Origin of the sequence: Streptomyces sp. NPDC048623, assembly GCF_040650755.1 — a bacterium.
Classification (GTDB): domain Bacteria; phylum Actinomycetota; class Actinomycetes; order Streptomycetales; family Streptomycetaceae; genus Streptomyces.
In genome coordinates this window covers 385200-410673 of record NZ_JBEZHV010000001.1, presented here as the reverse complement: position 1 = coordinate 410673, position 25474 = coordinate 385200, and the positions used below count along the sequence as shown (strand labels likewise).

General features: G+C 70.4%; 20 protein-coding genes. 3 read left to right on the top strand and 17 right to left on the bottom strand.

Going from position 1 to position 25474, the window contains the following annotated elements:
* Positions 1-285 precede the first annotated feature (285 nt).
* Positions 286-2352 (top strand): CocE/NonD family hydrolase, encoded by a 2067-nt coding sequence (locus AB0C73_RS02055; RefSeq protein WP_362523516.1) that lies wholly within the window; start codon positions 286-288, stop codon positions 2350-2352.
* An 86-nt stretch (positions 2353-2438) separates the two neighbouring features.
* Here AB0C73_RS02055 and AB0C73_RS02050 read toward each other — a convergent pair whose 3' ends face one another.
* Positions 2439-3743, bottom strand: a complete 1305-nt coding sequence (locus tag AB0C73_RS02050) for an LPXTG cell wall anchor domain-containing protein (protein ID WP_362523514.1) — start codon at positions 3741-3743, stop codon at positions 2439-2441.
* A 99-nt stretch (positions 3744-3842) separates the two neighbouring features.
* Positions 3843-5120 carry an LPXTG cell wall anchor domain-containing protein gene (locus AB0C73_RS02045; protein ID WP_362523512.1) on the bottom strand — a complete coding sequence of 426 codons (1278 nt, stop codon included), beginning with the start codon at positions 5118-5120 and terminating at the stop codon, positions 3843-3845.
* Positions 5121-5424: 304 nt separating this feature from the next.
* On the opposite strand from AB0C73_RS02045, the gene fahA reads away from it, so the two are divergent.
* On the top strand, positions 5425-6654 hold the full coding sequence (gene fahA / locus AB0C73_RS02040) for a fumarylacetoacetase (protein ID WP_362523510.1): 1230 nt from the start codon (positions 5425-5427) through the stop codon (positions 6652-6654).
* A 616-nt stretch (positions 6655-7270) separates the two neighbouring features.
* Here fahA and nuoN read toward each other — a convergent pair.
* From nuoN to AB0C73_RS01970, 14 genes are read right to left on the bottom strand one after another with little or no spacing between them, the layout of a single operon-like run.
* Complete coding sequence (gene nuoN / locus AB0C73_RS02035) at positions 7271-8929, bottom strand: NADH-quinone oxidoreductase subunit NuoN (RefSeq protein ID WP_362523508.1); 1659 nt, start codon at positions 8927-8929, stop codon at positions 7271-7273.
* Complete coding sequence (locus AB0C73_RS02030) at positions 8926-10497, bottom strand: NADH-quinone oxidoreductase subunit M (RefSeq protein WP_362523506.1); 1572 nt, start codon at positions 10495-10497, stop codon at positions 8926-8928. Before AB0C73_RS02030 ends, nuoN begins: the two co-directional genes overlap by 4 nt.
* 5 nt (positions 10498-10502) lie before the next feature.
* Positions 10503-12404: an NADH-quinone oxidoreductase subunit L gene (gene nuoL / locus AB0C73_RS02025; protein WP_362523504.1), complete on the bottom strand. Its 1902-nt coding sequence runs from the start codon at positions 12402-12404 to the stop codon at positions 10503-10505.
* A 10-nt stretch (positions 12405-12414) separates the two neighbouring features.
* Positions 12415-12714 carry an NADH-quinone oxidoreductase subunit NuoK gene (gene nuoK / locus AB0C73_RS02020; RefSeq protein WP_362523502.1) on the bottom strand — a complete coding sequence of 100 codons (300 nt, stop codon included), beginning with the start codon at positions 12712-12714 and terminating at the stop codon, positions 12415-12417.
* On the bottom strand, positions 12711-13556 hold the full coding sequence (locus AB0C73_RS02015; RefSeq protein WP_362523500.1) for an NADH-quinone oxidoreductase subunit J: 846 nt from the start codon (positions 13554-13556) through the stop codon (positions 12711-12713). Before AB0C73_RS02015 ends, nuoK begins: the two co-directional genes overlap by 4 nt.
* Entirely contained in the window at positions 13553-14149 is a 597-nt protein-coding gene (nuoI, locus tag AB0C73_RS02010) for an NADH-quinone oxidoreductase subunit NuoI (RefSeq protein WP_362523498.1), read from the bottom strand. Before nuoI ends, AB0C73_RS02015 begins: the two co-directional genes overlap by 4 nt.
* Positions 14124-15488 carry an NADH-quinone oxidoreductase subunit NuoH gene (gene nuoH, locus AB0C73_RS02005; RefSeq protein WP_362523496.1) on the bottom strand — a complete coding sequence of 455 codons (1365 nt, stop codon included), beginning with the start codon at positions 15486-15488 and terminating at the stop codon, positions 14124-14126. The genes nuoI and nuoH overlap by 26 nt, the downstream gene beginning before the upstream one ends.
* Positions 15485-17971: an NADH-quinone oxidoreductase subunit G gene (locus tag AB0C73_RS02000; RefSeq protein ID WP_362523494.1), complete on the bottom strand. Its 2487-nt coding sequence runs from the start codon at positions 17969-17971 to the stop codon at positions 15485-15487. The genes nuoH and AB0C73_RS02000 overlap by 4 nt, the downstream gene beginning before the upstream one ends.
* Positions 17968-19317 carry an NADH-quinone oxidoreductase subunit NuoF gene (gene nuoF / locus AB0C73_RS01995; RefSeq protein WP_362523492.1) on the bottom strand — a complete coding sequence of 450 codons (1350 nt, stop codon included), beginning with the start codon at positions 19315-19317 and terminating at the stop codon, positions 17968-17970. Before nuoF ends, AB0C73_RS02000 begins: the two co-directional genes overlap by 4 nt.
* Positions 19317-20066, bottom strand: a complete 750-nt coding sequence (gene nuoE, locus AB0C73_RS01990; protein WP_362523490.1) for an NADH-quinone oxidoreductase subunit NuoE — start codon at positions 20064-20066, stop codon at positions 19317-19319. Before nuoE ends, nuoF begins: the two co-directional genes overlap by 1 nt.
* Positions 20063-21388, bottom strand: coding sequence for an NADH-quinone oxidoreductase subunit D (locus tag AB0C73_RS01985; RefSeq protein WP_362523488.1), 1326 nt, complete (start codon positions 21386-21388; stop codon positions 20063-20065). The genes nuoE and AB0C73_RS01985 overlap by 4 nt, the downstream gene beginning before the upstream one ends.
* On the bottom strand, positions 21385-22116 hold the full coding sequence (locus AB0C73_RS01980; RefSeq protein WP_362523486.1) for an NADH-quinone oxidoreductase subunit C: 732 nt from the start codon (positions 22114-22116) through the stop codon (positions 21385-21387). The genes AB0C73_RS01985 and AB0C73_RS01980 overlap by 4 nt, the downstream gene beginning before the upstream one ends.
* Positions 22113-22667: an NADH-quinone oxidoreductase subunit B gene (locus tag AB0C73_RS01975; protein WP_152885510.1), complete on the bottom strand. Its 555-nt coding sequence runs from the start codon at positions 22665-22667 to the stop codon at positions 22113-22115. Before AB0C73_RS01975 ends, AB0C73_RS01980 begins: the two co-directional genes overlap by 4 nt.
* Positions 22668-22684: 17 nt before the next feature.
* Positions 22685-23044 carry an NADH-quinone oxidoreductase subunit A gene (locus tag AB0C73_RS01970; RefSeq protein WP_030494815.1) on the bottom strand — a complete coding sequence of 120 codons (360 nt, stop codon included), beginning with the start codon at positions 23042-23044 and terminating at the stop codon, positions 22685-22687.
* A gap of 687 nt (positions 23045-23731) precedes the next feature.
* On the opposite strand from AB0C73_RS01970, the gene AB0C73_RS01965 reads away from it, so the two are divergent.
* Complete coding sequence (locus AB0C73_RS01965; protein WP_362523484.1) at positions 23732-24559, top strand: C40 family peptidase; 828 nt, start codon at positions 23732-23734, stop codon at positions 24557-24559.
* 79 nt (positions 24560-24638) lie between these two features.
* Here the strand turns inward: AB0C73_RS01965 and AB0C73_RS01960 are convergent, their stop codons facing one another.
* Positions 24639-25472, bottom strand: coding sequence for a DUF4253 domain-containing protein (locus tag AB0C73_RS01960; RefSeq protein ID WP_362523482.1), 834 nt, complete (start codon positions 25470-25472; stop codon positions 24639-24641).
* Positions 25473-25474 lie beyond the last annotated feature (2 nt).

Genomic DNA, 25474 nt, shown 5'->3' with positions numbered 1-25474 from the left:
TCCTGTCTGCTGACCCTGTCTGCTGACGCCTGCTGACGCTTGCCGGACCGCACGCCCGCGACGTCCCGGTCCCCCGGTTTGTCGATGTGTCGGTCCACTCACTCAAGCCAGCGTATCCGGTCACGTTTCGATCACCGTGGGCGCCTTCCCGTCACCCCCGGTATGTTCGTGATCAGTCGATACGACCAGGCACAGGCGTTTTGTCCCGAACGGTGATCGACGCGGCCCGGAACACGGTACGAACGACGAGCAGCCGCCCCCCGTCCATTGAGGTGACCCGACCCGATGAACTCGAAGCCGAGCAAGCCGAGCGAGCCGAGGATCCGTACCGACTTCCCTCACGAGACCCGCCACAAGGACCTCCGGATCCCGCTGCCGGACGGTACGAAGCTGTACGCGCGCGTGTGGCGCCCGGTCACCGACGAGCCCGTACCCGCCCTGCTCGAATACGGGCCGTTCCGGCTGACCGACGCGACCGCGCCCCGCGACGCGCAGCGCCACCCCTGGTACGCGGGCCACGGCTACGCCTCCGTACGGGTGGACGTGCGCGGGCACGGCAACAGCGAGGGGCTGCCCGGCGACGCGTACGACGCCGTCGAGCTCGCCGACGGCGTGGCGGTGGTGAACTGGCTCGCCGAGCAGCCCTGGTGCACCGGCCGGGTCGGCATGTTCGGCATCTCCTGGGGCGGCTACGACAGCCTCCGGATCGCCGCGCTCGCACCCGAGCCGCTGAAGGCGGTCGTCACCGTCTGCGCCCCCGACGACCGCTACGCCGACGACCTGCTCTACCGGGGCGGCTCCGTCCTCGCCACCGGTATGCACGCCGGGGCGGCCGCGCTGCTCGCCTTCACGGCCCGGCCGCCGGACCCGCGGTACGCCGGCGAGGAGTGGCGGGCGATGTGGCTGGAGCGCCTGAACGCCGTCCGGCCGTACGTCCACACCTGGCTCTCGCACCAGACCCGCGACGCGTACTGGCAGGAGCACGGCGGCGTCCGCGACGCCCACCACGCCCACGACGCCCACCACGCCGTCCGCGCCGCCGTGCTCGCCGTCGGCGGCTGGCACGACCCCTACCGCGACACCGTGCTGCGCCTCGTCGAGCGCCTGCCGCAGGACCGGGTGCGCGGCATCATCGGGCCCTGGGCGCACCAGTACCCGGACCGCGGGCTCGCGCCCGGCCCGGCGATCGGCTTCCTCCAGGAGACCCTGCGCTGGTGGGACCACCACCTCAAGGACCTCGCCAACGACGTGATGGCCGAGCCGCTGCTGCGCTCCTGGATCAGCGACTCGCACCCGCCGGCCACGGTGTACGAGAAGCTGCCGGGGCGCTGGGTCACCGACCCCGCCTGGCCGTCGCCGTACGTCACCCCCGTGACGTACGCCTTCCAGGGCGCCCCGGTGGTCGTCGACTCGCCGCAGCAGACCGGGCTCGACGCGGGCCGCTTCCTGCCTCTCGGCAACGACGCCGACCTGCCGCCCGACCAGCGCGACGAGGACGCGCACTCGGCCTGCTTCGACTTCCCGGTCCCGGAGGTGCCGGAGGGCGGGGCTCCCCTCGAAGTCCTCGGCCGGCCGTCGGTACGCCTCCGCCTGATGACGCCCGCGCCCACCGGCCAGGTCGTCGCCCGGCTCTGCGACATCGCCCCGGACGGCTCCTCCACGCTGGTCACCCGGGGCGTGCTCAACCTCTCCGCGCGGTACGGCCCGGACAGGGCGGTCGAGGCGCAGATCGGCGAGTGGGAGTCGTACGGCATCGAGCTGTCCGGCATCGGGCACGCCTTCGCGCCGGGCCACCGGGTGCGGCTCGCCGTCTCGTCCGCGTACTGGCCCTGGATCTGGCCCCAGCCGGACGCGGCGGGCTTCACCCTCGACCCGGCCGGCTCCTCCCTCACCCTCCCGGTCCGCGCCGCCCCCAAGGACGACGCGGTGGACTTCGAGGAGCCGGAGCAGTCCGCGCCGCTCGGAGTCAGCCACCCGAGCACGCTGGAGGAGCCGCGGCCGGAACGGCTGGTGGTCCGGGACGTGGCGAAGGGCGAGTGGCGCCTGGAGGTGGTCCCGCGCCCCGACGGCGCCCGGACCCGGGTCTACCCGGACGGCCTGGAGCTCACGGAGGACGCGGTCGAGACGTACACGATCGACGAGTCCGACCCGCTGTCCGCCCGCACCCGCTCGGAGTGGACGATCCGCCTCCACCGCCCGGAATCGGCGTGGGACGTGCGGATCGAAACCCGCTCGGAGATCTCCTGCGACGCGGATACGTTCCTGACGTCGGATGAGGTGATCTGCACGGAGGGCGGCGAGGTCGTCTTCCACCACACGTGGGAGGAACGCATTCCGCGTACGGCGGGATGAATTCCGGTTGAACGAACGCGCAATGGCACGCGGAAGGGCTCGCATTCCGTGTCGGAATGCGAGCCCTTTACTGTGCTGCGGCGTTATCAGGCGTCCGAACCGGCCTTACGGCGGCGGACCATGACCATCGCACCGGCACCGAGCACCACGGCCGCGCCGCCCGCGAGGGCGATCGGCATCGTGGAGGAGCCGGCGCCGGTGGAGGCCAGCGAGCCGCCCGTGTGTGTCGTGACCGGAGTGGTCGACGAGCCGCCCTGCGCGGTGGCGTTGCCGTTGCCCTTGCCGTTGCCCGTGGCGGGCTTGGCGGGCTTGGCGGGCTTGCTCGGCTTCGCGGCACCCTCGGTGATCGTGAAGTCGGCGTCGGCATCGCCGCCCCAGCCGCAGGTGCCGTCCTCGGCGTCGTAGCCGACGGTGGCGAGGAGCGAGGCGAAGGCCTTCGGGGCCTTGGCGTCGACCGCGACCCGCAGCCGGACGTCGGCCGTCGCGCCCGCCTTCATCGGCTTGAGGTGGACCAGGGCGGAGTCCTCGTCCAGGTCCACCCACGGCGCACCGCCGACCGAGGCCTTGAGATCGAGCCAGTGGTTGAGGTTGCCGTCCCCGCTGGCCGCGTTGATCAGGTGGAGCAGGGCGTCCGGCGCCGCGATGGCGGCCCCGGTGCCGTTGGTGACGCGCAGGGAGAAGTCCCCACTGGCGCCGGCGGCGATCTGCTTCGGGCCGGTCAGGCGGACGGTGAAGGACTTGGCGAGGTCCTTGCAGTCCTCGGGACCCTCCTCGCCCGCCTCCTCGGCCTCCTTCAGGGCCTTTTTGGCCTCTTCGAGGGCCTTGGCAGCGTCCTCGTCCGGCTTCTGGTACTTCACGGAGTACTCGCGGGCAGCCGCGACGCGGGCGTCGTCGACGGCCACGTCCGCCTTCTTCACCTTGTCGTCGGCGGCGGTCTTGGCGGCCGCGGCCGTCGCCGCCTCGGCCTTGGCGCCGGTCACGGCCTGCTGGGCCGCGTCCTTCTCCTCCTGCGTCGCCGACTCGGGCAGCGCGGCCAGCGCCTTCTCGGCCGCGTCGAGCTTCGCGTCCGCGGCCGTCTTCGCCTCGGCGGCCGCCGCGGCCTGCGTCTTGGCCTCGGTGAGCGCGACGGCCAGCGGGTGGGTGCCACCCGACTCCAGCGTCTTGAAGACGCCATCGATCCAGACGTTGCCCTGCTGGCGAGCCTTCTCGGCCTCGTCGTACGCCTTCTGCGCCTTGGCGACCGCGAGCTTCAGCTGCTCGATCGTCGGCTTCTGCTGCTGCGTCTGCGCGGCCGGCTTCGTGTCGGCGAACGCGGGCGCGGCGGAAAGGAACACGGCCGGCGTGGTCACGGCGGCGGCGACGGCGGTCGCCAGAATACGGCGCATCTTCATGAGGAGTTCCCCCTGTGGTCGAGCAGGGCCCCGGTCCCGGCGAACGCCGGAACCGGGGCCCTTTGTCACGGAATTGCTGTGGTGCGTGCGGGCGGTCGCTTACGCGTCCGCGCCGGCCTTGCGGCGGCGGACCATGACCATCGCACCGGCACCGAGCACCACGGCCGCGCCGCCCGCGAGGGCGATCGGCATCGTGGAGGAGCCGGCACCGGTCTTGGCGAGCGAGCCGGTGGCGGTGGTGGACGTGCCGGTGGTGCCGGTGGTCACCGGGGTGGTGGACTGACCGCCCTGCTGGGAGGTGTTGCCGTTGCCGCCGGTGGAGCCGCCGGTGGTGCCCGGGGCGGGCTTGTGGGCCTTGACGATGCCGAACTCCGCGTAGGAGCCGTCCTCGTCGTAGCCGCAGGAGCCGTCCTCGTTGATGTAGGCGCCGCCGGCGACCACGATGCCGTCACCGGCCGGGGCCTTGGAGTCGACCGCGACCTTCAGCTTGAAGTCGAAGGACTTGCCCGGCTTGAGGGAGGCGGAGCTGGCGAAGCCGTTCTCGCCGACCGGCTGCCACTTCGGGCTGGTCGAGGAGGACCAGGTGAGGTGCAGGTACTTGTCGAGGTCCTCGCTCAGGTTGAAGGCCTCGGCGTAGCCGCCGACCTCGCCCAGCTCGGCCTTGCCCTTGTTGGTGATGCGGAAGGTGAAGACGCCGCTGGCACCGGCGGTGATCGTCTTCGGGCCGGTCACGGAGGTGACGAGGCTCTTGTCGACCTCGCACTCCTCGCCCGGCTCCTCCTCCAGGGCCGCCTCCAGCGCCTTCTTGGCGGCGTCGAGCTCCTTGGCGGCCTGCTTCTTGGTCTCCTGGGCAGCCGCCAGGTCGCGGGCGGCGGCGACGCGCGCGTCGTCCAGGGCGTCCTGCGCCTGCTTGGCGGCGGCGGCCTTGGTCTCGGCGGTGGTCTTGGCGGCGGCGGCCTCGGTCTCCGCGGCGGTGACGGCCTGCTGGGCGGCGGTCTTCTGCTCCTCCGTGGCGTCGGCGGGCAGTTCGGCCAGGGCCTTCTGGGCGGCGTCGAGCTTCGCGTCGGCGGCCGTCTTGGCGGCGGCGGCCTCGTCGGACGCCTTCTTGGCGTCGACGGCGGCGACCACCAGCGGGTGCTTGTCCCCGGCCAGCGCGTCGAGGGTGTCGTTGAGCTTGTTGACGGCCACGACGGCGGCGTCGTACGCGGTCTGCGCCTTGGTGACCGCGAGCTGCAGCTTCTCGATGTCCGACTTCTGGTCCTGCGTCTGCTGCGCGGCCGGCTTCGTGTCCGCGAACGCGGGCGCGGCGGAAAGGAACACGATCGGCGTGGTCACGGCGGCGGCCACGGCGGTCGCGACAATGCGGCGAATCTTCAAGATGGACCTTTTCTGGTAGGACCAAAAGGAAAAACAAACAGAGTTGTGGGGATCGCGCCCGCGGATACCTCACGCGGCGCGACACAGCCAGATCGTATGACCGGAATAGAGCCCGGGAATAGCGAGATTGACGAGTTCGTGACAGGCGCTAAGTCGACACAGCCGCCTCACAGGCACCACAAAGAGCGCGAACACGGACAGTTGCCCACGGAGGCCGCACTTTCTGTGTGACACATGTCATCAGCGCCTCGGCGCACGACCCGTAACGTGTCCCCCACACACCTGGAAAGCGAGGCAAGCACCGATGCCCGAGCAGAGCCCGCTCGACCTGCCCGAGGGCGACCCCTTCGGCCCGCACAACCTTCCGTACGGCGTCTTCTCCACCGCCGACGAGCCCGACCGCCGGAGGCTCGGCGTCCGGATCGGCGGGTACGTGCTCGACGCCGGGGCCGCCGCACACGCCCTCGGGTCGCCGTACGCCGCGCTGCTCGCACAGCCCAGCCTCAACCCGCTGCTCGCGGCCGGCCGCACCGCCTGGCGCGACGTGCGCCGCGCGCTGGTCGGCTGGGTGACCGTGCCCGCGCACCGGCCGGTCGTGGAGCCGCTGCTGCACCCGCTGGACACGGTCACCCTGCACCTGCCGTACGAGGTCGCCGACTACGTCGACTTCTACGCGAGCGAGCACCACGCCACCAACGTCGGCAAGATCTTCCGCCCCGACGGCGACGCGCTCACCCCGAACTGGAAGCACCTGCCGATCGGCTACCACGGGCGGGCCGGCACGGTCGTCGTCTCCGGCACCGACGTCGTACGCCCGGCCGGCCAGCGCAAGGCGCCCGCCGACCCGGCGCCGGTCTTCGGCCCCTCCGTCAAGCTGGACATCGAGGCGGAGGTCGGCTTCCTCGTCGGCACCCCGTCCACGCTGGGCACGCCCGTCCCGCTCGCCGACTTCCGCGAGCACGTCTTCGGCCTGACCCTGCTCAACGACTGGTCGGCGCGGGACATCCAGGCCTGGGAGTACGTGCCGCTCGGCCCGTTCCTCGGCAAGTCCTTCCAGACCTCGGTGTCGGCGTGGGTGACCCCCCTGGAGGCCCTGGACGCGGCCCGGGTCGCCCCGCCCGCACGGGACTTCGAGCTCCAGCCGTACCTGGACGACTCCGCCGAGGAGGAGCCCGGCGGCTTCGACCTGCGGATCAGCGTCGCCATCAACGGCGAGGTGGTGTCCGAGCCGCCGTTCGCCTCCATGTACTGGACGGCGGCCCAGCAGCTCGCCCACATGACCGTCAACGGCGCCTCGCTGCGCACCGGCGACCTCTACGGCTCCGGTACGGTCTCCGGCCCCGAGGTCGGCCAGCGCGGCTCGCTCCTCGAACTCACCTGGAACGGCCGCGACGCCCTCGACCTGCCCGACGGCAAGCGCACGTTCCTGGAGGACGGCGACGAGGTCACCCTGACCGCCTGGGCCCCCGGCCCCGACGGCACCCGCGTCGCCCTCGGCGAGGTCACCGGCCGGATCGTCCCGAACCCCGCTTGATCGGCTGCTTCCGCCATGTGTGCCTCTCCCGTGAGGCACACATGGCACAGGCAGTGGTCCGGGTGCGGGCTGTGCGGTGAGATCTCGGCACGGTACCGGCGCGCGTACCGCTCCAGCCTCCCGGCGGCCTCACCCGCCGCCTCCTCCGTGCCGAACCCGTCGCGGCACCATGTCGTGGCCAGCCGCTCCAGGACGCGCGGGCTGTGCACCTGCTTGGCCCGGAAGTTGTACAGATGGCGCGTCGCCAGATCGACGACGATCCACCGGCTGGTGTGCCGCTCACGGCCGAGCACCGTGAGCCGGTCGCCGAAGGGCCCCCAGTAGACGTGAAGGACGTGGACCTTCGCCCCGCCACGGAACGCCTTCGTGCCATTGCGCAGCTCCTGGCCGCCCCTCCCGCACCGGCGCCAGGTCACCACGTTCGCCGCCACCAGCCAGACCGGTTCCGTCCGCATCGGCTCACCCCCTCGATTCCGCGTCAGCGTAGGGCGGACTCCCGGGCCGGGCGACGGGATAAACGCGTCCCCGCCCCCTCATGGCCGCGCCCGCGTCGAAGGGCCCGGCTCCCCACCGCGGGAGACCGGGCCCTTCGACGTACGGATCAGCGTCGTACGCGTCAGCGCACGAACACGCTCGCCTGGCTCGCCAGGTCCAGGAAGTACTGGGGCGCGAAGCCGAGCACGAGCGTCACGACCACACCGGCCGTGATCGCCACCGAGGTGAGGCCGGAGGGGACGGAGACCGTGGGGCCGTCCGCCTTCGGCTCGCTGAAGAACATCAGCACGATCACCCGGATGTAGAAGAACGCGGCGACGGCCGACGAGATCACACCGACCACGACAAGCACGCCCGCGCCGCCGTCCGCCGCCGCCTTGAAGACCGCGAACTTGCCGGAGAAGCCGGAGGTCAGCGGGATGCCGGCGAAGGCGAGCAGGAAGACCGCGAAGACCGCCGCGACGAGCGGCGAACGGCGGCCGAGACCGGCCCACTTGGACAGGTGGGTGGCCTCGCCGCCCGCGTCCCGCACCAGGGTGACGACGGCGAAGGCGCCGATGGTCACGAAGGTGTAGGCGCCCAGGTAGAACAGCACCGAAGAGACGCCGCTGGGCGTGGCCGCGATGACACCGGCCAGGATGAAGCCGGCGTGCGCGATCGACGAGTAGGCGAGCAGCCGCTTGATGTCGGTCTGGGTGATGGCGACGATCGCACCGCCCAGCATCGTGACGATGGCGACGCCCCACATGACCGGCCGCCAGTCCCAGGTCAGGCCCGGCAGCACCACGTACAGCAGGCGCAGCATCGCGCCGAACGCGGCGACCTTGGTGGCGGCGGCCATGAAGCCGGTGACGGGGGTCGGCGCGCCCTGGTAGACGTCCGGGGTCCACATGTGGAACGGGATGGCGCCGACCTTGAAGAGCAGGCCCATCAGCACCATGGCGAAGCCGATGAGCAGCAGCACGTCGTTGCCCATGGTGGCGGCGAGCGCCGGGTCGATCGCGGGGACGTCGCCGCTGACGACGTCGGCGATCGAGGCGTACGTGACGGAGCCCGCGTAGCCGTAGAGCAGGGCGATGCCGAAGAGCAGGAACGCCGAGGAGAAGGCGCCGAGGAGGAAGTACTTGACCGCGGCCTCCTGCGACATCAGGCGCTTGCGGCGGGCGACCGCGCACAGCAGGTAGAGCGGGAGCGAGAAGACTTCCAGGGCGATGAAGAGCGTCAGCAGGTCGTTGGCGGCCGGGAAGACCAGCATGCCGGTGACCGCGAACAGGGCCAGCGGGAAGACCTCGGTGGTGGTGAAGCCGGCCTTGACGGCCGCCTTCTCCTGCTCGCTGCCGGGTACGGCGGCGGCCTCGGCGGCGAAGGAGTCGACGTGGTGGCCGTGGTCGGCCGGGTCGAGCCTGCGCTCGGCGAAGGTGAGCACCGCGAGGATGGCGGCGAGCAGGATGGTGCCCTGGAGGAACAGGGCAGGACCGTCGACGGCGATGGCGCCCATGGCCGCGATGTGGGCCTTGGTGGAGCCGTAGCCGCCGGCGGCCAGGCCGACGACGGCCGCGAAGGCGGCGGCGAGGCCGAGGACGCTCAGGAACACCTGGGTGAAGTGGCGGGCCTTGCGCGGCACGAAGGCCTCGACGAGGACGCTGACGACGGCCGCGCCGACCACGATGAGCACGGGCGAGAGCTGGGTGTACTCGATGTGGGGTGCCGGGATCTTGTCGATCGGCCCGGCGGCCGTCGTCCACAGGGTGTGGACAGCCGTGGCGCTTGCGTTGCTCACTTGGCCGCCTCCACTTCGGGCTCGGGGTCCGTCTGCTGGACATCGGACATGGTGTGCTGGACCGCCGGGTTGACGACGTCCGTCAGCGGCTTCGGGAAGACCCCGAGGAAGATCAGTACGGCGATCAGCGGGGCGACCACGACGAGCTCCCGGGCCCGCAGGTCGGGCATGGAGCGGGTCTCCTCCTTCACCGGGCCGGTCATCGTCCGCTGGTAGAGGACGAGGACGTAGAGCGCGGCGAGGACGATTCCGGTGGTGGCGATGATGCCCGCCACCGGGTAGCGGGAGTACGTGCCGACCAGGACCAGGAACTCGCTGACGAACGGGGCGAGTCCGGGCAGCGACAGGGTCGCGAGACCGCCGATCAGGAACGTGCCGGCGAGGATCGGCGCGGTCTTCTGCACACCGCCGTAGTCGGCGATGAGCCGCGAGCCGCGCCGCGAGATCAGGAAGCCGGCGACCAGCATCAGGGCGGCGGTCGAGATGCCGTGGTTGACCATGTAGAGCGTGGCGCCCGACTGGCCCTGGCTGGTCATCGCGAAGATGCCCATGATGATGAAGCCGAAGTGGGAGATCGACGCGTAGGCGACCAGGCGCTTGATGTCGCGCTGGCCGACGGCGAGCAGCGCCCCGTACACGATGCTGATGAGCGCGAGGACGACGATCGCCGGCGTGGCCCACTTCGACGCCTCCGGGAAGAGCCCGAGGCAGTAGCGGAGCATCGCGAAGGTGCCGACCTTGTCGACCACGGCGGTGATGAGGACGGCGACCGGGGCGGTGGACTCCCCCATCGCGTTGGGCAGCCAGGTGTGCAGCGGCCACAGCGGCGCCTTCACCGCGAAGGCGAAGAAGAAGCCGAGGAACAGCCATCGCTCGGTGCTGGTCGCCATCTCCAGGCTGCCGTTGGCGCGCGCCTCGGCGATCTCGGTGAGCGAGAAGTTCCCGGCGACGACATAGAGCCCGATGACGGCGGCCAGCATGATCAGGCCGCCGGCCAGGTTGTAGAGCAGGAACTTGACCGCCGCGTACGAGCGCTGGGCCGCCGCGTTCTCGTCGGAGCCGCTGTGCGCGCGGTCGCCGAAGCCGCCGATGAGGAAGTACATCGGGATGAGCATGGCTTCGAACAGGATGTAGAAGAGGAAGACGTCGGTGGCCTCGAAGGAGAGCACCACCATCGCCTCGACCATGAGGATCAGGGCGAAGAAGCCCTGGGTCGGCCGCCACCGCTTGGAGGAGGTCTCCAGCGGGTCGGCGTCGTGCCAGCCGGCGAGCACGATGAACGGGATGAGCAGCGCGGTGAGCCCGATCAGGGCCACCCCGATGCCGTCCACGCCGAGCTCGTAGCGCACGCCGAAGTCCTTGATCCAGGCGTGCGATTCGGTGAGCTGGTAGCGGTCGCCGCCCGGCTCGAAGCGGGCGAAGACGACCGCGGCGAGCACGAGGGTGGCGAGCGAGACGAGCAGCGCCAGCCACTTGGCGGCGGTGCGGCGGGCCGCCGGGACGGCGGCGGTGAGCACCGCGCCGACCGCCGGCACGGCCGCCGTGACCGTAAGGAGCGGGAAAGACATGAGCGTTACACCGCCCTCATCAGCAGGGTCGCGGCGATGAGCACCGCCGTACCTCCGAACATGGAGACCGCGTACGACCGGGCGTAGCCGTTCTGGAGTTTGCGCAGCCGGCCGGAGAGTCCGCCGACGGAGGCCGCGGTGCCGTTGACCACGCCGTCGACGAGGCTGTGGTCGACATAGACCAGGGAGCGGGTCAGGTGGGTGCCGCCGCGGACGAAGACGACGTGGTTGAAGTCGTCCTGGAGCAGGTCGCGGCGGGCGGCCCGGGTGAGCAGGGAGCCGCGCGGGGCGACGACCGGCACCGGGCGGCGCCCGTACTGGAGCCAGGCGAGGCCGACGCCGAGGAGCATGACGACGACGGTGGAGGCGGTGATCGCCCCGGCGCCGATCGGCGGGTGCCCGTGCTCGAAGGAGGTGACCGGCTCCAGCCACTTCACGAAGCGGTCGCCGATGCCGAAGATGCCGCCCGCGAACACCGACCCGAGGGCCAGCAGGATCATCGGGACCGTCATCACCTTCGGTGACTCGTGCGGGTGCGGCAGCTCACCGTTGGCGTCGGGCTGCCAGCGCTTCTCGCCGAAGAAGGTCATCAGCATCACGCGGGTCATGTAGTACGCGGTGATGGCGGCGCCCAGGAGGGCGCAGGCGCCGAGGATCCAGCCCTCGGTGCCGCCCTTGGCGAAGGCCGCCTCGATGATCTTGTCCTTGGAGAAGAAGCCGGACAGGCCCGGGAAGCCGATGATCGCGAGGTAGCCGAGGCCGAAGGTGACGAAGGTGACCGGCATGTACTTTCGCAGGCCGCCGTAGTGCCGCATGTCGACCTCGTCGTTCATGCCGTGCATGACCGAACCGGCGCCGAGGAAGAGCCCGGCCTTGAAGAAGCCGTGGGTCACCAGGTGCATGATCGCGAAGGCGTAGCCGATGGGGCCGAGGCCGGCCGCCAGGATCATGTAGCCGATCTGCGACATCGTCGAGCCGGCCAGCGCCTTCTTGATGTCGTCCTTCGCGCAACCGACGATCGCACCGAAGAGGAGCGTGACGGCGCCGACGACGGTGACGACGAGCTGGGCGTCCGGGGCCGCGTTGAAGATGTCGGCGGAGCGGACGATCAGATAGACACCGGCGGTCACCATGGTCGCGGCGTGGATGAGGGCCGAGACCGGGGTCGGGCCCTCCATCGCGTCGCCGAGCCAGGACTGCAGCGGCACCTGGGCGGACTTGCCGCAGGCGGCGAGCAGCAGCATCAGCGCGATGGCGGTGAGCTTGCCCTCGCTCGCCCCGTCGTGGGCCGCGGACTCCAGGACCGGGCCGAAGGTGAAGGTGCCGAAGGTGGTGAACATCAGCATGATCGCGATCGACAGGCCCATGTCACCGACCCGGTTGACCAGGAAGGCCTTCTTGGCGGCGGTGGCCGCGCTGGGCTTGTGCTGCCAGAAGCCGATGAGGAGGTACGAGGCGAGGCCGACGCCCTCCCAGCCGAAGTAGAGCAGCAGGTAGTTGTCGGCGAGGACGAGCAGCAGCATCGCCGCGACGAACAGGTTGAGGTAGCCGAAGAAGCGGCGCCGCCGCTCGTCGTGCTCCATGTACCCGATGGAGTACACGTGGATGAGCGTGCCGACCCCGGTGATGAGCAGTACGAAGGTCATCGAGAGCTGGTCGAGCTGGAAGGCGATGTTCGCCTGGAAGCTCCCGACCTGGATCCAGCTGAACAGGCTCTGGTACAGGGTCCGGTCGTCGGCGCTCCTGGAGAGCATGTCGGCGAACAGGACCAGGCCGATCACGAAGGAGGAGCCGGCGAGTACGGTGCCGAGCCAGTGCCCGGCCTTGTCGAGCCGCCGTCCGCCGCACAGCAGGACGGCCGCTCCGAGCAGGGGCGCCGCGACGAGCAGCGCGATGAGATTGTCCACGGTCAGCCCCTCACAGCTTCATCAGGCTGGCGTCGTCGACCGAGGCCGAGTGACGGGCACGGAAGACGGACACGATGATCGCGAGTCCGACGACGACCTCCGCGGCGGCCACGACCATCGTGAAGAAGGCGATGACCTGGCCGTCGAGGTTGCCGTGCATACGGGAGAAGGTGACGAACGCGAGGTTGCAGGCGTTGAGCATCAGCTCGACGCACATGAAGAGCACGATCGCGTTCCGCCGGATGAGCACCCCGGTCGCACCGATGGTGAACAGCAGTGCGGCGAGATACAGGTAGTTGACGGGATTCACCGCGAGGCCTCCTCTCCGTCACGGGCCTTGCGCCCCAGGCGTTCGGCCGAGCGCTGTTCCAGCGCCTTGAGGTCGGCGAGCGCCTCGCCGGACACGTCCCGGATCTGGCCGCGCTTGCGGAGCGTGGAGATCACGGTCAGATCGGCCGGGGTGCCGTCGGGCAGCAGACCGGCGATGTCCACCGCGTTGTGCCGGGCGTAGACGCCGGGTGCGGGGAGCGGCGGCAGGTGCTTGCCGTCCCGGACCCGCTGCTCGGCCAGCTCGCGCTGGGTGCGTGCGCGTTCGGTGCGCTCGCGGTGGGTGAGCACCATCGCGCCGACGGCGGCGGTGATCAGCAGGGCGCCGGTGATCTCGAAGGCGAAGACGTACTTGGTGAAGACGAGGGCGGCGAGGCCCTCCACGTTTCCGCCGTAGGCCCCGTTGGCCGCGCCGAGCCCGTTGAACTCCGTCAGCGAGGCGTTGCCGAGGCCGGCGATCAGCAGGATGCCGAAGCCGAGCGCGCAGGCGGCGGCCCACCAGCGCTGTCCCTTGATGGTCTCCTTCACGGAGTCGGCGGCGGTGACGCCGACGAGCATGACCACGAAGAGGAACAGCATCATGATCGCGCCGGTGTAGACGATGATCTGGACGATGCCCAGGAAGTAGGCGCCGTTGGCGAGGTAGAACACCGCCAGGACGATCATGGTGCCGGCGAGGCAGAGCGCCGAGTGGACGGCCCTGCGCATGAGGATCGTGCACAGGGCGCCGATGACGGCGACGGTGCCGAGGACCCAGAACTGGAAGGCCTCACCGGAGGACGTCGTGTAGGCGGCGAGGGTGGTCGCCGCGAGGTCCGTGCTCATGCGTCCACCTCCTCCGGCTCGCCCTTCTCCCCCTTGGAGACGGCGACCTGGCGGACGGTCCCGGGCGCGGCCTCGGTGACCAGGCCTCGGTAGTAGTCCTGCTCGTCCATGCCCGGGTAGATCGCGTGCGGGCTGTCGACCATGCCCTCCGTGAGGCCCGCGAGCAGCTGCTCCTTGGTGTAGATCAGGTTCTCGCGGGAGGAGTCGGCCAGCTCGAACTCGTTGGTCATGGTCAGCGCCCGGGTGGGGCAGGCCTCGATGCAGAGTCCGCACAGGATGCAGCGGGCGTAGTTGATCTGGTACACCCGCCCGTACCGCTCGCCCGGCGAGTAGCGCTCCTCGTCGGTGTTGTCCGCGCCCTCCACGTAGATGGCGTCGGCGGGGCAGGCCCAGGCGCACAACTCGCAGCCGACGCACTTCTCCAGGCCGTCGGGGTGCCGGTTGAGCTGGTGCCGGCCGTGGAAGCGGGGCGCCGTCGTCTTCTGCTGCTCCGGGTACTGCTCGGTCAGCCGCTTCTTGAACATGGCCTTGAAGGTCACGCCGAATCCGGCCACCGGATTCTGGAAATCAGACACCGTCCGTCTCCTTTCCATCACTCGCAGTAGCAGTATCGGGGCCACCACTGACAATCAGCTCCCGCTCCGAGCGGGGCCGACGCCGCGGTACGGGCGGCAGGGACTGTCCGGGCTTGGGCGGTACGGGGAAGCCGCCCGCCATCGGGTCGAACTCACGGGCCTCGGCGGGGGCCTTCGCGGCGGCGCCCTTGGCCTTCTTGTCGCGGAACATGTCCGCCACGAAGGACAGCAGCAGCACCGCGAGCACGGCCCCGGCGACGTACAGGACGATGGTCCGGAACTCGTAGCCCTCGTTGCTCAGCGCCCGGACGGTGGCGACCAGCATCAGCCAGACCACCGAGACGGGGATGAGGACCTTCCAGCCCAGCTTCATCAGCTGGTCGTAGCGGACACGGGGCAGCGTGCCGCGGAGCCAGATGAAGAAGAAGAGCAGCAGCTGGACCTTGAGGACGAACCACAGCATCGGCCACCAGCCGTGGTTGGCGCCCTCCCAGAAGGTGGAGATCGGCCACGGTGCCCGCCAGCCGCCGAGGAACAGGGTGGTGGAGACGGCCGAGACGGTCACCATGTTCACGTACTCGGCGAGCATGAACAGCGCGAACTTGATGGACGAGTACTCGGTGTTGAAGCCGCCGACCAGGTCGCCCTCGGACTCCGGCATGTCGAAGGGGGCGCGGTTGGTCTCGCCCACCATGGTGACGATGTAGATGATGAAGGAGACCGGGAGCAGCAGGACGTACCAGCGGTCGGCCTGCGCCTCCACGATGGCCGAGGTCGACATGGACCCGGAGTAGAGGAAGACGGAGGCGAAGGCGGCGCCCATGGCGATCTCGTACGAGATCATCTGCGCGGCCGAGCGCAGACCGCCGAGCAGCGGGTACGTCGAGCCCGAGGACCAGCCGGCGAGGACGATGCCGTAGATGCCGACGGAGGCGACCGCGAGGACGTACAGCATCGCGATCGGCAGGTCGGTGAGCTGCATCGTGGTGCGCTGGCCGAAGATCGAGACCTCGTTGCCGGCCGGGCCGAACGGGATCACGGCGATGGCCATGAAGGCGGGGATGGCGGCGACGACCGGGGCGAGGACGTAGACGACCTTGTCCGCCCGCTTGACGATCACGTCCTCCTTGAGCATCAGCTTGACGCCGTCCGCGAGGGACTGGAGGAGACCCCAGGGGCCGTGCCGGTTGGGGCCGATGCGCAGCTGCATCCAGGCGACGACCTTGCGCTCCCACACGATGGAGAAGAGCACGGTCACCATCAGGAACGCGAAGCAGAAGACGGCCTTGATCGCGACGAGCCACCAGGGGTCCGTGCCGAACAGGGAGAGGTCCTCCGCGGCGAGCAGCGTGTTCACGCCTGCACCTCCTTCGTGGTGACCGCCGGGCCGATCCGGACCAGGTCGCCGGGGTGGGCGCCGGTGTCGGCGAGGATGCCGTGGCCCGTGGAGTTCAGCGGGAGCCAGACGACCCGGTCGGGCATCTCGGTGACGGCCAGCGGGAACGTCACCGCACCGGCCGGGCCGGTGACTTCGAGCTGGTCGCCGTCCTTGACGCCGGTGTCGGCGGCGGTGGCGGCGGAGAGCCGGGCGACGGCGGCGTGCCGGGTGCCGGCGAGCGCCTCGTCGCCCTCCTGGAGACGGCCGAGGTCGAGCAGGAGACGGTGTCCGGCGAGGACCGCCTCGCCGTCGCCGGGGCGGGCGGCGGCCTGGCCGGGCTCGGCGGGCTCGGAGGCCCGCTCGCCGGTCCAGGGGCCGAGCCGGTCGAGCTCGCCCCGGATCGCCCGCAGGTCGGGCAGCCCGAGGTGCGCGTCCATCGCGTCGGCCAGCATGTGCAGGACCCGGGCGTCGGTCGGAGCCAACGCCCTGGTCATCTGCTCGGGCTTGAGCGCGGCCTCGAAGAGCCGGCCGCGTCCTTCCCAGTTGAGGAAGGTGCCGGGCTTCTCGACGACCGCCGCGACCGGCAGGACCACGTCGGCCCGCTCGGTGACCGCGCCGGGGCGCAGCTCCAGGGAGACGACGAAGGCCGCGTCGAGTGCCTCACGCGCGCGTGCCGGGTCCGGCAGGTCGTCGACGTCGACGCCGGCGACGAGCAGGGCGGCGAGTTCGCCGGTGGCGGCGGCCTCGATCATCTGGCCGGTGTCCCGGCCGTAGCCGTGCGGGAGGTCACGGACGCCCCAGAGGGCGGCGACCTCCTCACGCGCGCGGGGGTCGGTGGCGGGCCGGCCGCCGGGCAGCAGGGCGGGGACGGCACCGGCCTCGACGGCGCCGCGCTCGCCGGCCCGGCGCGGGATCCACACCAGTCGGGCGCCGGTGGCGGTGGCGGCCCGTACGGCGGCGGTGAGCGCGCCGGGCACGCCGGCGAGCCGCTCGCCGACGGCGATCACGGCGCCGTCCTCGCGCAGCGCCTCGGCGGCGGCGAGGCCGTCCGCCGAGAGGCCGGCGCGGGAGGTGAGGGCGTCGAGCCACTCGCTCTCGGTGCCGGGGGCGGCGGGCAGCAGCGTGCCGCCCGCCTTCTCCAGGCCGCGGGTGGCGAACGCGGCGACCGCGTACGTCCGCTGGCCCTTCTTCCGCCAGGACTTGCGCAGCTTCAGGAAGACGCCGGGGGCCTCCTCCTCGGACTCCAGGCCGACGAGGAGGACCGCCGGGGCGGCCTCCAGGGACCGGTACGTGACACCCGTACCGTCCAGGTCACGTCCGCGTCCCGCGACGACGGAGGCCAGGAAGTCGGCCTCCTCGCCGGAGTGGACGCGGGCCCGGAAGTCGACGTCGTTGGTGCCGAGGGCGACCCGCGCGAACTTGGCGTACGCGTAGGAGTCCTCGACCGTGAGGCGCCCGCCGGTCAGCACACCGGTGCGGCCGCGCACGAGCCCGCGGGCCGCCGCCTCCAGGGCCTCGGGCCAGGACGCGGACTCCAGGTGACCGGACTCCGGGTTGCGCACGAGCGGCGTGGTGAGCCGGTCGCGCTGCTGCGCGTACCGGAAGCCGAACCGCCCCTTGTCGCAGATCCACTCCTCGTTGACCTCGGGGTCCTCGGCGGCGAGCCGCCGCATGACCTTGCCGCGCCGGTGGTCGGTGCGGGTCGCGCAGCCGCCCGCGCAGTGCTCGCACACGCTCGGCGACGACACCAGGTCGAAGGGGCGGGAGCGGAAGCGGTACGCCGCCGAGGTCAGCGCCCCGACCGGGCAGATCTGGATGGTGTTGCCGGAGAAGTACGACTCGAAGGGGTCGCTGTTGCCGAGGCCGACCTGCTGGAGCGCGCCGCGCTCGATCAGCTCGATCAGCGGGTCGCCGGCGATCTGCTGCGAGAAGCGGGTGCAGCGCGCGCACAGCACGCACCGCTCGCGGTCGAGCAGCACCTGCGTGGAGAGCGGGATCGGCTTCTCGTACGTGCGCTTCTTCCCGTCGAAGCGCGACTCGGCCTGCCCGTGGGACATGGCCTGGTTCTGCAGCGGGCACTCGCCGCCCTTGTCGCAGACCGGGCAGTCCAGCGGGTGGTTGATGAGCAGCAGCTCCATCACCCCGTGCTGGGCCTTCTCGGCGGCCTTCGACGTCAGCTGGGTCTTGACGACCATGCCGTCGGTGCAGGTGATGGTGCAGGAGGCCATCGGCTTGCGCTGGCCCTCGACCTCGACGATGCACTGGCGGCAGGCGCCGGCCGGGTCGAGCGCCGGGTGGTCGCAGAACCGGGGGATCTCGATGCCCAGCTGCTCGGAGGCCCGGATCACCAGGGTCCCCTTGGGGACGGAGGTCTCGATGCCGTCGATGGTCAGCGTGACGAGATCCTCCGGCGGCACGGCCGCGTCCCCGCCCCCTCCGGGAGCGGACGTGGTGACCGTCATGCGTTCACCTCCCGGTGCTTGTCCGCCCAGGCCGTCGACTTGGCGGGGTCGAAGGGGCAGCCCTTGCCCGTGATGTGCTGCTCGTACTCGTCGCGGAAGTACTTGAGCGACGAGAAGATCGGCGAGGCGGCGCCGTCGCCGAGGGCGCAGAAGGACTTGCCGTTGATGTTGTCGGCGATGTCGTTCAGCTTGTCGAGGTCGGCAAGGGTCCCGGCCCCGTTTTCGATGGCACGCATCAACTGGACCAGCCAGTAGGTGCCTTCGCGGCACGGCGTGCACTTGCCGCAGGACTCGTGGGCGTAGAACTCGGTCCAGCGGGTGACGGCGCGGACCACACAGGTGGTCTCGTCGAAGCACTGCAGCGCCTTGGTACCGAGCATGGAGCCGGCGGCGCCGACGCCCTCGTAGTCGAGCGGGACGTCGAGGTGCTCGTCGGTGAACATCGGGGTGGACGAGCCGCCCGGGGTCCAGAACTTGAGCCGGTGCCCGGGCCGCATCCCGCCGCTCATGTCGAGCAGCTGACGCAGGGTGATGCCGAGCGGGGCCTCGTACTGGCCGGGCGAGGCGACGTGCCCGCTCAGCGAGTAGAGCGTGAAGCCCGGGGACTTCTCGGTGCCCATGGACGTGAACCAGTCCTTGCCCCGGTTCAGGATCGCGGGAACAGAGGCGATGGACTCGACGTTGTTCACCACGGTGGGGCACGCGTACAGACCGGCGACCGCGGGGAAGGGGGGACGCAGCCGGGGCTGGCCGCGGCGTCCTTCGAGCGAGTCGAGCAGGGCGGTCTCCTCACCGCAGATGTACGCGCCGGCGCCCGCGTGCACGGTGAGCTCGACGTCCAGGCCGCTGCCGAGGATGTTCTTGCCGAGGTAGCCCGCCGCGTACGCCTCCCGCACGGCCTCGTGCAGGCGGCGCAGTACGGGGACGACCTCACCGCGCAGATAGATGAAGGCGTGGCTGGAGCGGATCGCGTAACAGGCGATCACGATGCCCTCGACGAGGGCGTGCGGATTGGCGAAGAGCAGCGGGATGTCCTTGCAGGTGCCCGGCTCGGACTCGTCCGCGTTGACGACGAGGTAGTGGGGCTTGCCGTCGCCCTGCGGGATGAACTGCCACTTCATCCCGGTGGGGAAGCCGGCGCCGCCGCGCCCGCGCAGACCGGAGTCCTTGACGTACGCGATGAGGTCGTCGGGCGACATCGCGAGCGCCTTGCGCAGGCCCTCGTAGCCCTCGTGCCGGCGGTAGGTCTCCAGGGTCCAGGATTCGGGCTGGTCCCAGAAGGCCGACAGGACGGGTGAGAGCAGTTTCTCGGGGCTGCTGTTGTTGATCTCGGCGGCCAACGTCATCACTCCCCCTCCTCACTGGTGGCCTCACCGCGCGGGTGGACGATCCGGGTGGGCGGCCGGGTCTCGCCCTTGGCCAGGCGCAGGCCGACCAGGGAGGCCGGGCCCGCGCCGCCGGAGGCCTCGACGGCGCCCTCGCGCTCGTCGGGGAAGCCGGCCAGGATCCGCGCGGTCTCCTTGAAGGTGCACAGCGGCGCGCCGCGGGTGGGCGAGACGGGACGGCCCTCGATCAGGTCGTCGACCATCTTCGTGGCGGACTCGGGCGTCTGGTTGTCGAAGAACTCCCAGTTGACCATCACCACGGGCGCGTAGTCGCAGGCCGCGTTGCACTCGATGTGTTCGAGGGTGATCTTGCCGTCCGCTGTAGTCATATCGGGCCCGTCGTTGCCGACCCCGAGGTGCTCCTTGAGCTGCTCGAAGATGGCGTCGCCGCCCATGACCGCGCACAGGGTGTTGGTGCAGACGCCGACCTGGTAGTCGCCGGACGCCTTGCGCCGGTACATCGTGTAGAAGGTCGCGACGGCGGTGACCTCGGCCGTGGTCAGGCCGAGCATGTCGGCGCAGAACCGCATGCCCGTACGGGTCACGTGGCCCTCCTCCGACTGCACGAGGTGCAGCATCGGCAGGAGCGCGGAGCGGGACCCCGGGTAGCGGGCGATGATCGCCTTCGCGTCCTCCTCCAGGCGCGCGCGTACCTCGGCCGGGTAGTCGGGGGCGGGCAGCTGGGGCATCCCGAGCGGGATCTCCGTCATCGGTCGACGCCTCCCATCACGGGGTCGATGGAGGCGACGGCGACGATGACGTCGGCGACCTGGCCGCCTTCGCACATCGCGGCCATGGCCTGGAGGTTGGTGAACGAGGGGTCGCGGAAGTGGACCCGGTAGGGGCGGGTGCCGCCGTCGGAGACGACATGGACACCGAGCTCGCCCTTGGGTGACTCGACGGCCGCGTAGGCCTGGCCGGCCGGGACCCGGAAGCCCTCGGTGACCAGCTTGAAGTGGTGGATCAGGGCCTCCATGGAGGTGCCCATGATCTTCTTGATGTGGTCGAGGGAGTTGCCGAGGCCGTCGGGGCCGAGGGCCAGCTGCGCGGGCCAGGCGATCTTCTTGTCGCCGACCATGACCGGGCCCGGCTCCAGGCGGTCGAGGCACTGCTCGACGATCCGCAGCGACTGGCGCATCTCCTCCAGGCGGACGAGGAAGCGCCCGTAGGCGTCGCAGCTGTCGGCGGTCGGGACCTCGAACTCGTAGTTCTCGTAGCCGCAGTACGGGTCGGTCTTGCGCAGGTCGTGCGGGAGGCCCGCGGAGCGCAGGATCGGGCCGGTGGCGCCGAGCGCCATGCAGCCGGTGAGGTCGAGGTAGCCGACGTCCTGCATACGGGCCTTGAAGATGGGGTTGCCGGTGGCGAGCTTGTCGTACTCCGGCAGGTTCTTCTTCATGGACTTCACGAACTCGCGCACGGCGTCGACGGCGCCGGGCGGCAGGTCCTGGGCGAGGCCGCCGGGGCGGATGAACGCGTGGTTCATGCGCAGGCCGGTGATCAGCTCGTACAGGTCGAGGACCATCTCGCGGTCCCGGAAGCCGTAGATCATGATCGTGGTGGCGCCGAGCTCCATGCCTCCGGTGGCGATGGCGACCAGGTGCGAGGAGAGCCGGTTGAGCTCCATGAGGAGCACCCGGATGACGGTGGCCCGGTCCGGGATGTCGTCGGTGATGCCGAGCAGCTTCTCCACGCCGAGGCAGTACGCCGTCTCGTTGTAGAACGAGGTGAGGTAGTCCATCCGGGTGACGAAGGTGGTGCCCTGCGTCCAGGTCCGGTACTCGAGGTTCTTCTCGATGCCGGTGTGGAGGTAGCCGATGCCGCAGCGGGCCTCGGTGACGGTCTCGCCGTCGATCTCCAGGATGAGCCGGAGCACGCCGTGCGTGGACGGGTGCTGGGGGCCCATGTTGACGACGATGCGCTCGTCGTCGGCCTTGGCGGCGGACTGGACGACCTCGTCCCAGTCGCCGCCGGTGACCGTGTAGACGCTGCCCTCGGTCGTCTCCCGGGAGGGGGCTTCGTTCGGGGTGTTCACGAGTACGACCTCCGCTGGTCCGGAGCCGGGATCTGGGCGCCCTTGTACTCGACGGCGATGCCGCCGAGGGGGTAGTCCTTGCGCTGCGGGTGGCCCTGCCAGTCGTCCGGCATCATGATCCGGGTGAGGGCGGGGTGGCCGTCGAAGACGATGCCGAAGAAGTCGTAGGTCTCGCGCTCGTGCCAGTCGTTGGTCGGATAGACCGGGACGAGCGACGGGATGCGCGGGTCGGCGTCGGGCGCCGAGACCTCCAGGCGGATCAGCCGGCCGTGGGTAAGCGAGCGCAGGTGGTAGACGGCGTGCAGCTCGCGGCCCTTGTCGCCCGGGTAGTGGACGCCGGAGACGCCGGTGCACAGCTCGAAGCGGAGGGCGGGGTCGTCGCGCAGGGTGCGGGCGACCCGGACGAGGTGCTCGCGCTCGACGTGGAAGGTGAGCTCGCCCCGGTCGACCACCGTCTTCTCGATGGCGTTCTCGGGGACCAGGCCCTGCTCCTCCAGCGCGCCCTCGAGTTCGTCCGCGACCTCGTCGAACCATCCGCCGTACGGGCGGGAGGCCGGGCCCGGCAGCCGGACCGAGCGGACCAGGCCGCCGTAGCCGGAGGTGTCGCCGCCGTTGTTGGCGCCGAACATGCCGCGCTGGACGCGGACCTCCTCGCCGTGCTCGCCGCGCTGGCCCGGCAGGTTCTGCGCGCTGAGCTCCTTCTCGGGGTTCGGTGTCTCGTCGCTCACCGGAGCAGACCCTTCATCTCGATCGTCGGCAGCGCCTTGAGCGCCGCCTCCTCCGCCTCGCGGGCCGCCTCCCGGGCGTTCACGCCGAGCTTGGAGGTCTGGATCTTCTGGTGGAGCTTGAGGATCGCGTCCATCAGCATCTCGGGGCGGGGCGGACAACCCGGCAGATAGATGTCGACCGGGACAATGTGGTCGACTCCCTGCACAATCGCGTAATTGTTGAACATTCCGCCCGAGGAGGCGCAAACCCCCATGGAGATGACCCACTTGGGGTTCGGCATCTGGTCGTAGACCTGCCGCAGGACGGGCGCCATCTTCTGGCTGACACGGCCGGCCACGATCATCAGGTCGGCCTGGCGCGGGGAGCCGCGGAACACCTCCATGCCGAACCGGGCCAGGTCGTAACGCCCGGCGCCGGTCGTCATCATCTCGATGGCGCAGCAGGCGAGGCCGAAGGTCGCGGGGAAGACGGAGGCCTTCCGGACCCAGCCCGCGGCCTGTTCGACGGTCGTCAGCAGAAAACCGCTCGGCAGCTTCTCTTCGAGTCCCATGGGTGCTCCTCAGCCCCTCAGTCCCATTCCAGGCCGCCGCGCCGCCACACATACGCGTAGGCGACGAAGACGGTGAGCACGAAGAGCAGCATCTCCACGAGCCCGAAAAGCCCCAGGGCGTCGAAGGTGACGGCCCAGGGGTAGAGGAAGACGATCTCGATGTCGAAGACGATGAAGAGCATCGCCGTCAGGTAGTACTTGATCGGGAAGCGACCGCCGCCGGCCGGCGTCGGAGTGGGCTCGATGCCGCACTCGTACGCTTCAAGTTTTGCCCGGTTGTACCTTTTTGGCCCGATCAGCGTGGCCATGACCACGGAGAAGATCGCAAACCCTGCTCCCAGGGCACCGAGCACGAGGATGGGCGCGTACGCATTCACGCTCCTCGCTCCTTCCAGTCGTCCTTGACCGTTGGACCGCACCATCGGACTTCCGCCGCTGCGGGCCCGAGAGAAGATCGCCCACATGTGAGGCAGTTCACAAGCCCGACGCCGCGTATCTTAAGCCCGCCTCTCTGTGATCTGCGACACGGGGTGCGCCAAGGACTTTGTGATCTCTGCCACCTGACGAACGATCATGAAGTCGGATGAGCGGTGATCTTGCCACTCGAAGCGCCCAGGCGATCACCAGATGTGACATCCGGACCGGAAATCGCTGGTCGGAGGGGTGGCGCACTATCAAGCGCCCAGGGGCGCGCGCAAATTGGAGATGGGACACGACAGGGTGATAACGCAGTCATGATCACCCGCACGAGGGCCGAACGTCCCTGCATGGTCACGTGCACGCGTTCACGAGCGCTCGACCGTGGCCGGACTGTGACCTGCACCACACGTTCCCGTCTCCCGAAGAACGGGGCTTGGCCATCGACGTGAAGAGGTGGTAAGCGGCGGGCAATTCGGGCGTTTCATTGAAAACCCGTGATCAAGGCCCCAATGGGCCGTGCCCGTTTTGCCCGTTACGGCGTCAATAAGGGCGCCCGATAAGCGGATTAAGAGGTTCCGGACGTAACTGTGGCGCAACCCACGTTTCTTGAAGGGAACCCTGAAGCCCTGATAGCGGTTGTACCCATGTCCCAGACCGCTCCCATACGTAGCCACCGGAAGCCCCGCCAGAGCGCCTCGAAGCTCGCGCTCCGGGCCGGAGTTGCCGGTGGCGTCCTCAGCACCATCGCGGTGGCCGGCGCCGCCGCCCCGGCGACCGCCGAGCCGCTGACCGAGAAGACCCTCGAGATGCCCACCCTGGGCTCCCTCGGCGCCGACCTCGCGAGCGCCGTCTCCGCCTCCGCCGAGGCGAGCCAGCAGGAGGCTCTGGACCAGAGCCTCGCGGCCCAGGAGAACGCCGCGCTGCAGAAGGCCGCCAAGGACGCCAAGAAGGCCAAGGCCGAGGCCGACCGCAAGGCCGAGGCGGAGAAGGCCGAGAAGGCCCGCGCCGAGGCCCAGGAGCGCGCCTCGCGCACCGCGGCCCGCACCACCCTCTCCGCGAAGTCCTCGTCCTCCTCGGGCTCCGTCGCGAGCTCCTCCAGCAGCTCCCAGGTCGCCACCGGCTCCGCCGCCGCGATCGTGGCCTTCGCCAGGGCCCAGGTCGGCGACGCCTACGTCATGGGCGGCACCGGCCCCAACTCCTGGGACTGCTCCGGCCTCGTCCAGGCCGCCTACCGCCAGGCCGGCATCGACCTCCCCCGCATCTCGGGCGACCAGTCGAGCCGCGGCACCGCCGTCTCCCTGAGCAACCTCCAGCCGGGCGACATCCTCTACTGGGGCTCGCGCAGCGGCTCGTACCACGTCGCGATCTACGTCGGCGGCGGCAAGTACGTCGGCGCGCAGAACCCGTCGACCGGTGTCGTCGAGCGCGACCTGGACTGGGACCCGCCGTCGGGCGCCGTGCGCATCCTCTGATCGCGCGCGCCGACTCGTACGCGGCGACTCGTACGCGACGAAGGGCCGTCACTCCTCGGGGGAGCGACGGCCCTTCGCCTCAGTCCCACCAGAACGTCCAGTGAGAGTTGCCCACCAGAGCTTCCTCCGCGTAGAGGCGCAAGGTCTCGTATCCCTGCCAGATGTTGTCCGGGCAGAAGGCGAAGTGTTCCACGGCGACCGCGAGGGCTTCTTCCACGGTTTGCGGGGGTGCCGCCACGGACAGATCCAGACGGTCGTAAGAGAGGGCAATCACCCGGACGCCGAAGCGGTCCTCCCATGATCGGAGTACGGCGCACAGGCGAGCCACGTCGTTCTCGTGGTTGAGCGGCCCCGTCCAGCCGATCGCTGCCGGAAGATCCGCGGAGCGGACCGCGGGGGCCAGGGCGAGCCGAGGGCTCGAGAGCCGGTGCTCCACGAGACCGGCTGCCACTTCCGCCGCGATCGCGTCCGGATCCGCCGCCGCATATCCCCGCGGGGCCAGTCCGGGCCAGTCGCTGCTGTACGGGGCGATGGTTTCGCCCTCGCCCTCGTCGTCCTCGTTCTCCTCCGTGTCCGCCACCGCAGCGTGCCACGACTCCCTGAGGACGCCCTCGGCATCGTGATCGTCCGGGACCGACATCATGCCGGGGTCCAGCTCCGTGTTCCACCAGCCCGCAACGCCTGCGTCGTCTTCAAGCAGAACAGGCTGAAGTCCCCCTCCACCGCGAGCCGGTGCGCACTGGGCCCAGGCGGCCGTACCGGCGATCCCATCGGCAACCCAGAGCAGGGGCTCGGGCCAAGGACCCGAGTGCGTTTCGGTGACGAACGACCCCGGCGGCAAGGTGAGACCCAGCCTCTCACCACCCCTGGGTTCGGTCGACAACGCGGACAGGGGGTTCACATCCATCGGCATGA

Excerpts from the sequence above, each read along its gene's own strand:
- AB0C73_RS02055 (WP_362523516.1), top strand. The coding sequence starts at position 286 with ATGAACTCGAAGCCGAGCAAGCCGAGCGAGCCGAGGATCCGTACCGAC.
- AB0C73_RS02050 (WP_362523514.1), bottom strand. The coding sequence starts at position 3,743 with ATGAAGATGCGCCGTATTCTGGCGACCGCCGTCGCCGCCGCCGTGACC.
- fahA (WP_362523510.1), top strand. The coding sequence starts at position 5,425 with ATGCCCGAGCAGAGCCCGCTCGACCTGCCCGAGGGCGACCCCTTCGGC.
- AB0C73_RS02030 (WP_362523506.1), bottom strand. The coding sequence starts at position 10,497 with ATGTCTTTCCCGCTCCTTACGGTCACGGCGGCCGTGCCGGCGGTCGGC.
- AB0C73_RS02015 (WP_362523500.1), bottom strand. The coding sequence starts at position 13,556 with ATGAGCACGGACCTCGCGGCGACCACCCTCGCCGCCTACACGACGTCC.
- nuoI (WP_362523498.1), bottom strand. The coding sequence starts at position 14,149 with ATGGAAAGGAGACGGACGGTGTCTGATTTCCAGAATCCGGTGGCCGGA.
- AB0C73_RS02000 (WP_362523494.1), bottom strand. The coding sequence starts at position 17,971 with ATGACGGTCACCACGTCCGCTCCCGGAGGGGGCGGGGACGCGGCCGTG.
- nuoF (WP_362523492.1), bottom strand. The coding sequence starts at position 19,317 with ATGACGTTGGCCGCCGAGATCAACAACAGCAGCCCCGAGAAACTGCTC.
- nuoE (WP_362523490.1), bottom strand. The coding sequence starts at position 20,066 with ATGACGGAGATCCCGCTCGGGATGCCCCAGCTGCCCGCCCCCGACTAC.
- AB0C73_RS01975 (WP_152885510.1), bottom strand. The coding sequence starts at position 22,667 with ATGGGACTCGAAGAGAAGCTGCCGAGCGGTTTTCTGCTGACGACCGTC.
- AB0C73_RS01965 (WP_362523484.1), top strand. The coding sequence starts at position 23,732 with ATGTCCCAGACCGCTCCCATACGTAGCCACCGGAAGCCCCGCCAGAGC.
- AB0C73_RS01960 (WP_362523482.1), bottom strand. The coding sequence starts at position 25,472 with ATGCCGATGGATGTGAACCCCCTGTCCGCGTTGTCGACCGAACCCAGG.